At 29.8% G+C, this 12831-nt stretch carries 10 protein-coding genes; 1 reads left to right on the plus strand and 9 read right to left on the minus strand.

Features of this window, described 5'->3' with window-relative positions; all coding sequences use genetic code 11:
* Window positions 1-3: 3 nt before the first annotated feature.
* From pseB to NHF47_RS15400, 7 genes are read right to left on the minus strand one after another with little or no spacing between them, the layout of a single operon-like run.
* Window positions 4-1017, minus strand: a complete 1014-nt coding sequence (gene pseB / locus NHF47_RS15370) for a UDP-N-acetylglucosamine 4,6-dehydratase (inverting) (protein ID WP_252765769.1) — start codon at window positions 1015-1017, stop codon at window positions 4-6.
* Window positions 1010-2401, minus strand: a complete 1392-nt coding sequence (locus NHF47_RS15375) for a hypothetical protein (RefSeq protein WP_252765770.1) — start codon at window positions 2399-2401, stop codon at window positions 1010-1012. Before NHF47_RS15375 ends, pseB begins: the two co-directional genes overlap by 8 nt.
* A gap of 7 nt (window positions 2402-2408) precedes the next feature.
* Window positions 2409-4202, minus strand: coding sequence for an ABC transporter ATP-binding protein (locus NHF47_RS15380; protein ID WP_252765771.1), 1794 nt, complete (start codon window positions 4200-4202; stop codon window positions 2409-2411).
* Complete coding sequence (gene asnB / locus NHF47_RS15385; RefSeq protein ID WP_252765772.1) at window positions 4192-5895, minus strand: asparagine synthase (glutamine-hydrolyzing); 1704 nt, start codon at window positions 5893-5895, stop codon at window positions 4192-4194. Before asnB ends, NHF47_RS15380 begins: the two co-directional genes overlap by 11 nt.
* Window positions 5896-5899: 4 nt before the next feature.
* Entirely contained in the window at window positions 5900-6601 is a 702-nt protein-coding gene (locus NHF47_RS15390) for a cytidylyltransferase domain-containing protein (protein WP_252765773.1), read from the minus strand.
* Entirely contained in the window at window positions 6601-7758 is a 1158-nt protein-coding gene (gene neuC / locus NHF47_RS15395) for a UDP-N-acetylglucosamine 2-epimerase (protein ID WP_252765774.1), read from the minus strand. The genes NHF47_RS15390 and neuC overlap by 1 nt, the downstream gene beginning before the upstream one ends.
* Window position 7759: 1 nt before the next feature.
* Window positions 7760-8764, minus strand: a complete 1005-nt coding sequence (locus tag NHF47_RS15400; RefSeq protein ID WP_252765775.1) for an N-acetylneuraminate synthase family protein — start codon at window positions 8762-8764, stop codon at window positions 7760-7762.
* 168 nt (window positions 8765-8932) lie between these two features.
* On the opposite strand from NHF47_RS15400, the gene NHF47_RS15405 reads away from it, so the two are divergent.
* Window positions 8933-9667, plus strand: coding sequence for a tyrosine-protein phosphatase (locus NHF47_RS15405; protein WP_252765776.1), 735 nt, complete (start codon window positions 8933-8935; stop codon window positions 9665-9667).
* 6 nt (window positions 9668-9673) lie between these two features.
* Here the strand turns inward: NHF47_RS15405 and NHF47_RS15410 are convergent, their stop codons facing one another.
* Both NHF47_RS15410 and NHF47_RS15415 read right to left on the minus strand, forming a co-directional pair.
* Window positions 9674-12037, minus strand: a complete 2364-nt coding sequence (locus NHF47_RS15410) for a tyrosine-protein kinase (RefSeq protein ID WP_252765777.1) — start codon at window positions 12035-12037, stop codon at window positions 9674-9676.
* Between the two features lies 1 nt (window position 12038).
* Window positions 12039-12800 carry a polysaccharide biosynthesis/export family protein gene (locus NHF47_RS15415; RefSeq protein ID WP_252765778.1) on the minus strand — a complete coding sequence of 254 codons (762 nt, stop codon included), beginning with the start codon at window positions 12798-12800 and terminating at the stop codon, window positions 12039-12041.
* Window positions 12801-12831: the final 31 nt, after the last annotated feature.

Consider the following 12831-nt stretch of genomic DNA (forward strand, 5'->3'; position numbering starts at 1 on the left):
GTATTATTTAGGTTCAAAATCACTATAAAGATGTTCTTTTATTAAAGCACGTAATGAAGCTACAGTTTCCCATTCTGTATTTTCTCCTGAAGTATAACTAAATCCTTGAGGCACTAATTTTGCCTTAAAAACATTTTTATATTCATTTAAATCCCAATTGGTAAGTTGTGGTAATATTACATAATATTCGCCTAAATCATAAGTTGTAAAAGAATCTGATGCTGTTATCATTTCTTCATGAATTTTTTCTCCTGGACGAATACCTACTATTTCATGTTTGCAATTTGGAGCTACAGCTGTAGCAACATCTAAAATCTTGTATGACGGGAGTTTAGGCACAAATAATTCTCCTCCCCAAGCCTTGTCAAGAGCATGTAAAACCATATTCACTCCACCTTGAAGTGATATATTAAAACGAGTCATTTTTTCATCAGTTATGGGTAACACCCCTTCCGTTCTTTTGTTCATAAAAAAAGGAATTACGGAACCATTAGATCCCATAACATTTCCATAACGAACCACAGAAAATTTAATATCTTGCTTTCCTTTGATATTATTAGCAGCTATAAATAGTTTATCGGAAGTTAATTTTGTTGCCCCATATAAGTTGATAGGTGCACAAGCTTTATCGGTTGAAAGGGCAACAACTTTGGTTACAGCACTTGACAAAGAAGCTTTAATCACATTTTCTGCTCCTCCAATATTTGTTTTTACACATTCGTCTGGATTGTATTCAGCGATATGAACATGTTTCATTGCCGCTGCATGAATAACATAATCAATACCATTAAAAGCCCTTTTTAATCGTTCTAAATCTCTTACATCTCCTATAAAATATCGTATTGCTTTATATTTGGATTCTGGAAACTCTTGAGCCATTTGATATTGCTTTTGCTCATCTCTAGAATAAATAACTAGTCTTCTTACATCTGGCCATTTCTCCAAAATTGTTTTAGTAAGCGCTTTCCCTAAAGATCCAGTTCCTCCTGTAATTAATATTGATTTATTATTAAGCATTATTTTTTACTATTTTAATTAATTGATTTGCAAAAAAGGCTCCATATTTACCCTCATTTTTTTGTTCGGCTAGTGCGATCACAACTTCTTTACTTTTATTTTGAATGCTATTTTTATCATTTATATACTGATGCAATTGATTAAAAAACATCTCCCAATTCGTAATATTATTTAATAATTTTTGGTCGTTTAAATTTTTAAGGTGAATAAATTTATAACTAACATCTTTTAAAAAATCATCATATTGTTTGTCTTCTGTCAGATTTTCAGTGATATTAATATGTGGTTTGTTAAACATACTTGCGTCTAATAATGTTGTAGAACTGGTAGCAATTACAATATCAGAATAATAAAAAGTACTTACCCAATTTTCCAACATGGCTTTATTCATAAAACGATTTTTCTCTGTTTTTGAAGTTTGCACGTCACTTTGTATTTTGATTCTTGTATCAATATGTTTAAATTTAGGTATATATTCTGAAAAATCTTTTATAGGATGAGGTCGAATTAAAATTTGATATTTTTCTAAAATTCCTTCTTGCAATGCTAATTTACAAAATTGAAGACAAACATCTATTTCTGTAGTTATAAATAAAGGAGAGCCTAAAGTATAAAGCAAAATAGGTAACGAATCATTTAAATGATATTGGTCCAAAAAAACTTCTTTTTTTTGTAAAAAATGCGCATTTGAAAAAATATCATATTGAGGTGTACCAAAAACAAATGTTTTTGCTTTTTTTGTATAAGGATAATAAGTAAATAATTCATTTATTCTCACCGAAGACCACAGTCCGTAATAATTGGATTTATAAACCATTCTAGATTTTGTAGTAACATTATCCCATGAAGGAATTATACTTATAATAGGAATATTATTTTTTTTTGCTTCTAATGCTACAATTGGTTCTTCCACCCAAAACGGGTTAAAAACCAACAAATAATCAGGCAATGAATGCTTTAAATCTTGGTTTATTCCCTTATTTCTATTATTCATCAAAACCAATTTAAAAACCAATTTTTCCAGCAATTTGTGACATCTTAAAAGTGAAAATAAATAACCTAATAAAAGTAAAAACTTTATAAGTAACGTTTTTTTGACTTTATATTTTATATTGATTTTAATGCTTTTAGCATCCAATCGATTCATCCATGCATATTCATTTACTCTTCTAATATAGCTTGTCCAGTGAGGCAATGGATTAACTTTTGGAAAAGCCTTAACTTGTATATCTTCTATTCTCCAATCTTCTGGATTTGAAATAAAAGATTTGGCCCAAATTTCTACTTCAGCTTCTTCTTTTAGTCTTTCCAAAAAAGTAGAATACTGAAGCATTCTGTCAGTAAAAACAGATGTAGTTACTATAAGGATTTTAGGTTTATTCAAGTTCGTATTATTTTAATTCTTGCATTTTTATAAATTCAGCCATTCTTGAATTATTTCTATTTAATAATTCATTGTAGGTTCCGTTTTCAATTATCTTACCCTTTTCTAAAACATAAATTTTATCTGCTTTCTTTATTGTTGACAACCTATGTGCGATTACAATTATAGTAATTTTACCGTTTAATTGTTCCAAACTTTCAATAATATTATTTTCAGTCTCAGAATCTAAGGCACTAGTTGCTTCGTCTAAAATTAAAATTTTGGGATTCCTATAAAGTTCTCTTGCAATAGCAATTCTTTGTTTTTGACCTCCAGATAAAGAAATCCCTCTATCTCCTACTTCCCTTAACAAATCATTTTCATTCGTAATGATTTCATCTAAATGACTCCTCTTTATCACTTCCCACAATCTTGTTTTATCTTGCTTAGGATTATAATCCCAAGAAGTAATATTATTTAAAATTGTATCATTAAAAATTACAGATTCTTGTGTGATATATCCAATCGTATTTCTCCATTGGTTTACATCAATTGAATTAAGTTCAACTGCGTCCAGAAATACATCTCCTTCATCAGGCTTTAAAAGTCCAGTTAAAATATTGACTAGAGTACTTTTTCCGCTTCCACTTTTGCCCACAAAAGCTATTGTTTTGTTTATTGGAACAGTAAAATTAATAGCTTGAAGTGTATACTCTTCTTGAGTATATTTAAAACTTACATTTTTAACTGTAATTTGATTAAGGAAATGAGGTTCTAAAACACCCTTATTTATTTCTTGATTCTCGATTAAACTATTTTCTAGATCAATCACAGAATTTGTACTACCTATTTGACTCAAAAAATTATTCCATGTAGATTGAGATGTTAAAAAATAATTGGTTGATCTATAAAACAAAACCAATAGCATTAAAACAATAGAAGTTTCAATTTTAATATAATTTACAGAAATAAAAACTATAAAAAGAACCAAAACAAGCACTGCGGGTTCTTGTATTGCTGAAACAAAATTAGTTCGAATATCTTTTTGAATTTTCAAACTTCTAATTTTTAATACTGTATCGCTTAAAAAAGTGGATAAATTTGAAAAATTATTAGTCGATTTTAAATATTTAAAGGATTGGATAAATTGAATTAATAAACTATTGAATTTCGCGTTATGATAGGTGATTTCTTTAGAAATATCTTTTATTTTTATATTTAATTTTTTAAAGCCCAAATAATAAAGTGTTCCAAAGAAAAGTATACTTATTGCAAAACGATATTCAATAAAAAGGATAATAAAAATAAAGGAAAGACCTGTAAAGATAGTTACCAAATAGTTTGAAAAATAAATAAACCCAGAAACTAAGTTTTCAACTTCTAAAGTAAAAGTGCTAGACAATTTTCCCGTTTCTCTCTTTGTATAATTTGCATAATCAAGTCCCGATAGTTTTTTAATTAACTTTTTTCTAATATCAAGTAAAAATTTACTAGAATAATGGAGCTTTATGTATCCTGTAAAAAATTTAAAAAATGCTTTAATAATAAATAATGAAACAAAAATTAATGTTAGATTTCTAATGGAATATTCAACATTAAAGAAAGAAAGTACATCACTAACAATGGGAAAGTTTAATTCTTTTACGGAATTATTTGTATCCAAAACGGCTTGAAGTATGGGAAAAATCATACTTACTCCAATACTTTCAAGAATTCCAGTTAAAAACGAAAGAAAAATTATAAAAAAGATACCAAATTTTATATACTTGAAATAAAAGGATACTATTCTTAATTTATAGTCTAGTGCTTTTTTAATTTTCATACAGCATTTCATTCAAGTTAATCCATTGCCAAATATAAAAACTATTTTCTTGATTTCCATTTTGATATTCATCCCATAGAGAGAGTACTTTGTCTTTTTTAACCAAATCTGAATTTGAAAAATTTTCAATTTTACTTGTAATATATTCCAATAAATCAGATGCCATCCATTCTCGTTGAGGAGTTTGCAATGGTCTTTTAGGTGCAAGAGCAACTTCACTACCAAGTAAATCTTTCATAAGCTCTCTTAAAAGCCATTTACCTTGTCCGTTTTTTATTTTAACTGTTTCGTTTTGTGAGAAAGCTAATTCTACTAATCGGTAATCTAGAAAAGGTTCTCTTAATTCTGTACCATGCATCATACTGATTCTATCATTAAATCGTAAGGCTCGTGGAATTTTCGTATAAAATAAATCTCTATATTGAAGATTTTGTAAATCATTATCAAATGGAGTTTCATACACTTCTTTGGATGCGTATGCTCGGTATTCTTCAGTTAAGACTTCGGGTCGTACTGGTGTTGTTTTTGTACCTTGAATAGTAAAACCCGTTTTAGTTTGATAATAGTCATATCCAGCCCATGCTTCATCCATTCCTTGACCGTCCAAAAGCACTACAATTTTTCTCTTTCGTGCAGTAGCAAAAATTTGACTATAGGCTAATGTTGGAAAACCTCCAAAAGGTTCATCTTGAATGGTTGCTATCTTTTTTATTAATTGAGGTACATCATCAACTTTCAACAAACATTTATTTAAGGGTTTCTTTGTTTTTTCTAACATTAATTCTACCCAATGCAATTCATCATAACGGTAATCATTTGTATAAAAAGTAAAGGCTTCTATAGCGTTATTATTTGGAAATTCATTATTTACTAAAGCTAAAAGCACAGAAGAGTCTAAACCACCACTAATATTAAATCCAACAGCTACATCAGCTCTAAAACGCAAACGTATACTATCTTGTAATAATTGCAAGTAGTTTCTTTTCAAATCTTCCTCACCAAGTTGTGGCATTTTTAAAACATTCCCAACAAAATCATACCATCTTACAGGTTGAATTTTTTCATCTCTAAGGCAATATTCAAAATAATGACCTCCTGGTAACTGATTTACTTTTTCCCAAAAAGTCTCATTGGGTAAGCCATACGTCCCAAAACTTAAATAATTTGCCCATACTTTTTTATTCCTCATCTTTTCGACACCAGCTGTAAATAGTGTTTTTATTTCACTAGCAAAAATTAAATTTTCTCCAATAAATGAATAATAAAAAGGTTTTACTCCAAACCGATCTCTAGCTGCAAAAATTTCACCCTTCAATTTATCATAAATAACAAATGCAAACATTCCGTTCAAATCATGCAACATATCTTTTCCTTTTTGCTGAAAAAGAGCTAATAAAACTTCCGTATCTGAAGAAGTTTTAAATGTATAACTCAGAAGTTGTTGTTTTAATTCTAAATAATTATAAATCTCACCATTAAAGACGATTATATATCTGCCATTTGAAGAAACCATTGGCTGATCTGCCTCACTACTTAAATCTATAATAGATAATCTATTATGACCCAAATAAACGTTCGCATCATTCCATATATGTGTAGCATCTGGACCACGATGGGATTGTGATTTCAACATACTTTCTATCTGTTGAATTCCATTTGAATTTGAACCTATTATACCAGCAATTCCGCACATACTACTATTGTATTCTTAATTGAGAAATTTTATTTTCTGCTATTTCCCAATCTTTTAAAGTATCAATATTGCAAAAATAGTCAGGATTACTTTCAACATAGCTTATAGAATCTCCGTAAAAGGATTTTTTCTCCTTAATGACATTTATTTTAGTTATATAAACACTTCCATCTCTAAAATAAGCTTTAGGTAAATCTTGTCTTCTTTTAATAATTTCCTTCTCACCTGTTGCAATCTTTAACGTTGCATTTTTGTCTTCTAAAAAAGTCCAATGAGGATTATATTCATGAGGAACTTGCTGAACACTTATTAAACAATCCGATTTTTTATTTATGAATTCTTGGATACACTTATCAATAAATTGATCTTCTCTAAAAGGAGATGTAGGTTGTAAAAGACAAATAGCGTCGAAAAAAACATTTTGTTTTTCAAAAAAATCAACTGCATGTAACACTACATCGATAGAAGATGCTTCATCTGATGCTAGTTCTTTAGGTCGCACAAAAGGTACTTCTAACCCTATTGAATTAGCAATGCTAATGATAGACTCATCATCTGTAGATACAATAGTTTTGGATAACAAGGTCGAGTTTAAAGCAGATTCATAGGTGTATTGAATAAGTGGTTTATTATGCAATAACTTACTGTTTTTTTTGGGAACGCCTTTACTTCCTCCTCTAGCTGGTATAATTCCTAATATTCTCATTAATAAGTTATGGTTTTATGGAATCTAAGTGGGCTTTCAGCTAATAAATTTGCAATTTGAACACCAGCATCACCACCACCGTAAACTGTTGATAAACTTGGTTTTGGATTATTTATCCAATGTAGAATTGCGTTTTCTATTGCTCTACTATCATAATCCACATCAAGTATATTGTTTCCTCTTTCTCTTTTGTTTTGTCTAGTACCAATATTAACCACTGGAACGCCTAAATAAGCACATTCTCTTATTCCAACACTAGAATTACCAATTAAACATTTCGAATTTACAAGTAATCTTAAAAAATCCTCTCCTTCCATATTCTTAAAAAAATGAATATGATTGGGTTTAAATTTTTCTCTAAAAGATCTTATTCCTGTAGAAGTTCCATCTGCACCAGCATCAACATTAGGCCAAAACCATAAAACAGGTATCGAAATAGTATTTATTGCTTGTAATGTTTCATTTATATGCTTTCTACTATCCGCATATTCTGTAGTTACCGGATGCTGCATAACTACTATATAACCGTTAGATAAATCTGGGCTAGATCCTACTCCTCCATACTTTTGGTAGGGGTCAAAATTTAATTCTGGATTTTCTAAAACATTTTTAGCTAAGTCTATGGAAGGACAACCTGTATTAAATACAGATTGCGATTCTTCCCCTAGTTTCAAAACTCTTTGTTTGGCACCTTCAGAAGCAACGAAATGATAATCTGCTAATTTTGTTATAGCATGTCTTACTTTTTCATCAATATTACCAGTTACTTCACCTCCTTGGATATGCACTAAAGGAATATTCATATAAGAAGCTGCAATAGCAGTTGCCATCGTTTCAAATCGATCGGCAATCGTTACCACCATATCAGGCTTCAAATTATCAAACACTGTAGAAAGTTCAAGAATTCCTATTCCAGTTGTCTTTGCAGCAGCTGTTAAATTTTCTCCTTCAAGAACATTAAATACTTTTGCACTAATTTCAAATCCATCATTTACAATATAATTAACAGCACTTCCATATCTATCTAATAAGGCTGAAGCTGCTACAACCAATTGTAATTCTAATTTTGGATGTTCTTTTATAGCTTGCAAAGCTGTTTTAATCCTACTATAACTTGGTCTGGCTGTTACTACCACACATATCTTTCTTTTCGACATATTAAGCGATATTTTCTTTATTTAAAAAATCCCATTGCTTTAAATCTACTAGCAACTTTTTACCAATAACACTTTGAAAATCCTTGGCACTTATACCTTTATCACCTGGTTTTTTAGATTCTAAATCAGACAAAGTAAGTATGCTTCCTTTTTTTAAATCTTTATTAATACTTAATGATTTTCCAAACATAACTTTCAAATCATCAAACTTACTCGTTTCTACTTTCGAAAAGTCTGAATTTAGAGAAGTTTCAATAGATCTCACTCCTTTTACAAGTTCTTTTGTTTCTTCTATTGTAACTGAAGCTTTTGCATCAGGTCCAAATAAATCTTTATGAAAAACCACATGAAACTCTAAGATGGAAGCACCCAAAGCGGTGGCTGCTAATGGAGCTACTATACTAGCAGAGTGATCTGAAAACCCAATAGGAATATTAAATTTTTCTTTTAATTTATGAATTTCATTTAGACCCCATTCTTCTGCTTTTGTTGGATATGCTGTTGTGCATTGTAGTAAACTTAATTCATTTTTAAATGGCTTTAGAAATTGGATGGTTTGTTTTAATTCTTCATAATCACTCATTCCAGAAGATAAAATTATTGGCTTACCTGTTTGAGCAATTTTCTGCAACATTAAATAATTATTTAATTCTCCCGAACCAATTTTATATCTTTTAACACCAACCTCTTCTAACAAATCAACAGCTGCACAACTAAATGGAGAGGATATAAACTCTAAACCGACTTCATCACAATGCTGTTTTAGTCCTTTCCATTGTTCCAAAGTAAATTCCATACGACTCCAATATTCATATCTACTTTTATCTTCATAGCTAAAGTTAACTCTAAATGGTTCAAACATACTACTTTCGGCTTCTGCAATATGCGTTTGAAATTTAATAGCATCAACTCCTGTTTTTGCTAAAGCATCTATATAGCTATGTGCAATACCTAAACTTCCATCATGTGCTTGAGCTATTTCAGCAATTATAAATACTTTGTTCATCTTTAAATTTAAATAAAAGTTCTTTAAAATCTTTGTAAGACTTTAATTATTTTGTATAAGCTGTCAAAAATAAGCTATTTTAGATAGGTAACAAACAATTTTACTCCTTAAACACAAATAGAAAGTTCGTGATTTAAAGAATAACATTACTTTTGTAAAAAAATAAAAATGTTATCCTTTTTCAAATCAAAACCCAAATTATACGAATTTATACCAGAAGATTATGTAGACATTCACTCTCATATTTTACCTGGTATTGATGATGGTGCCAAGACCATTGAAGATTCTGAATACTTAATGAAACAAATGATTGAATTTGGCTTTAAAAAAGCAATTGCTACTCCACATACGATGAGTTCGGTTTGGGAAAATACTAAAACTACCATTCATAATGCACAAGCTAAAGTGGAAAAGGAATTAACAATAGAAAGTAATCGTCTCGAATTGCATAGTGCTTCGGAGTATTTTATGGACGACAACTTTATGAAACGATTTCAAACAGAAGACTTACTAACATTAAAAGGCAATTATGTCTTGGTTGAAATGTCTTATCTAAATGCTCCCATTCAGCTTTTTGAAATTCTTTTTGAATTACAATTGAAAGGTTATCAACCTGTTTTGGCACATCCTGAACGTTATACTTTTTATCATTCAAATCTAAATCAATACGACAAACTAAAAAAAGCAGGTTGCTTGTTTCAAATGAACTTACTTTCGACTGTAGGTTATTATGGAAAAGAAGTGAGTACCGTTGCCGAAAAATTACTTGCAAGCAATTCCATCGATTTTGTGGGTTCTGACATTCATCATAAAAACCACATTTATTCTTTTAAAGATAAAATAGTCATTAAATCTCTCGATAAACTAGAAAGAGCAATAGAACAGAATTCTTTTTTTAAATAATTGATTTTATTTCTTTAAAAAAGGCAGAAAACTATACCAAGGCTTTTTCTCTTGCGTTTGTCCGTAACCGTAACCATAACCGTAGCCATAACCCGTATTGATTTCGGTATCATTAATGAGAATTGACATATTAGGAAGTTTTTTCTCATTGTATAATCGTTCTGGTAATTCTAACATTCTTTTGTCTAAGAAATTAGCTCGTGTAACATAAATGAAAGCATCCGCATATTTAGCGATTAATAAGGTATCTGTAACCAAACTTACTGGAGCTGTATCTACTATGATATAATCGTATTCCTTTTTAAGCTCAGCAAATAAGTCACCTACCTTTTTACTCATTAATAATTCTGCTGGATTAGGAGGAATAATACCCGCTGGCAACACACTCAAATTTTTAAAACCTTCTACCGCTGTAATATAATTTTGAATTGGTTTCTCCTCTTTCGAAGAAAGATAATTCGTTACTCCTCTTGATTCTAACTTTAAATATTCATCCAATTTTGGATTACGAATATCGAGACCCACAACTAAAACTTTCTTTTCAGATAATGCAATAGTGGAAGCTAAATTTACAGAAATGAAGGTTTTCCCTTCTTTAGGGTAAGTAGAAGTTAAAAACACTACTTTCGCCTCTTCTTCATTTACATTGGTTAACAAAAATTCTAAATTAGTTCTAATAATTCGAATAGCCTCAGCTGTGCTAGTTCTACTGGTGCTATCTATAATTAACTGACCGCTTTCTAACTTTGGAATTTCACCTAAAAATGGAATAGTGGTGTTTTTCTCTAAATCGTATCTGGATTTAATTTTGGTATCAAATAAATCGATTAAATATAAAATCCCAAACGGAATTAATCCTCCTAAAAGCAAAGCTGCTAAATAAATCATCCTACGATTTGGAGAAACAGGACTTTTGGAAGCTTTAGCCGCATCTATAACTTTTGCATTCGGAGCCGTAACAGCTAACGAAATAGCTGTTTCTTCTCTTTTTTGCAATAAATACAAATACAAAGATTCTTTAATATTTTGTTTTCTATCGATATCTCTTGAATTTCTCTCTTGAGTAGGAATTTGAGAAATTTTCCCACTAATAATCGCATTTTGTCTATTTAAATCATTTCTTCTAATTTGCAAAGAAGATTTTAATTGACTTAAACTAGAACTCACACTTCCCTTTAAAGCATTAATTTTTGCATCTAAATTTTGTACCAAAGTATTTTTGGATCCAGCCGTTTTCAATAGCTTATTTTTTTGCAACACAAGTTCATTGTATTCTGAAATTAATTGGCTTGCCCCTTGATCTTGACCTATAATATTCACAGGTATAAGTTCATTAGTATCGGATGAGTTTACATAATTCATCATCGTTTCCACAACGCGTAATTGTGTTGCATTTTCAACCTGCATACGTTCAAAATCACTTGCATTTTCTAAATAAAGGCCTGCTTCAGAAACCACATCAGTAATCCCATTATTTTTCTTGAATACTTCTTTATCTTTTTCAACATCTTGCAATTCTTCCGAGATAATACTTAATCGCTGCTCTATAAATTTTGAAGTGTTTTCTGAGATATATTTTTTATCTTGAATAGCATCTTTATTATAATTAGCGATAACAGTATTTAAAAAATCTTCTGCTTTTCCAGGAACAGGATCAACAATACTTAATTCAATAACACTCGTATTTTTACTTAAGGTAGCAACGTTTAATCTGCTCTTAAAACTTTCTGCCAATTGAGAAATAGGTTTATATTGCACTCCAATATTATAATTTAAATTTATAAATTCGGGTTTATTTACGAGTACTACAAAAACTTCTGTTCCTATTTTAAACTTTTCTCCGTATTTAAAAACACCAATTTTTTGTTCCTCATTATCATATATGGTAAAAGAGGTAGTGTTCGCTTTTTCAATACGATAAAAATGAGATTGAGAAGCATATTCTTCGCTAAAGCTTGACAGAATTAATTTAATAGGAGACTTTTTATATAATTCCTCCCATTTTACTCTACCTTGAGAAAAATAAGCAACGTTCAACTCTAATTCTCTTATGGCAGATTCTATAAGGGTCCTTGATTTTATAACTTCAATTTCATTATCTACATTACTTTTCACATTCGTCATTAAGCCAAGATCAGAAAATGCTGATAATTCGGAAGCCATAGTTCCTTTACGATCATCTTTTACTAAAATAGTTGCAACTGCTTTATAATTAGCGACAGTATATCTCAAATAAAGAAATGCAACAAGTAAAGCAACAAATATTCCTAAAACAAACCATTTCCAATGTTTTAAATATTTTACAACTTCTTCTTTAATATTAAAATTGCTTTGTATATGTTGATGTTCTGTCGAATGTAAATTTTGCATCTTATCTAGTGGTTAAAGCGATAATTGTTACGATTAATGATAAAGCAGATATACCTACGGTAATATTTGGACCTATGGATGAAGAATTAATTCTTGTTTTATTAGGTTCTACATACAGAACATCGTTTTGAGACAAATAATAATAGGGTGAATCCATAAAATCGGTTTTAGTAATATCGATTCGCTCCATTACTTTATTACCATTTTGTTCCCGAATTAACAAAATATTATTTCTTTTTCCATAAATGGTTAAATCTCCAGCAAGACTGAGCGCTTCTAACAAGGTAATTCGCTCACTTTTAATAGTATAACTTCCCGGATGTGTAACCTCACCAAGAACAGAAATTTTAAAATTTAGTATTCTAATATTCACAACAGCATCCGTTACATGGTCTTTTAATGCTTCTTTTACTTTAGCGACAGCATCCGATTTTGTTAAACCAGCTAAATGTATGCTTCCTAAAATAGGAAACTCAATATTTCCATTAGAATCAATAATATAAGTTTGTAATTTAGTATTAGTGGTAGCGTCTGGAGTATTATTATCGATTATAACCGATTTTAAATTATAGGGTGCCGCTATTTCAGGGTTTTCTGAAGTAACCAAAATTAAAAGAACGTCATCTTTTTGTAAATAAGGCTCATAACTAGATGCTTTTTGATTTTCTTTATTATTTTGTAAATAAATCAAATCTTTCTTAGAAGCACATGAAACCAAACAAAAGAAGGTAATTGTAAAATAGAATATTTTTATTTTTTTCATTAATTTTCTTTTTGCAAATATAAATGAGATA

Source organism: Flavobacterium sp. NRK F7 (genome assembly GCF_024054195.1).
Lineage (GTDB): Bacteria > Bacteroidota > Bacteroidia > Flavobacteriales > Flavobacteriaceae > Flavobacterium.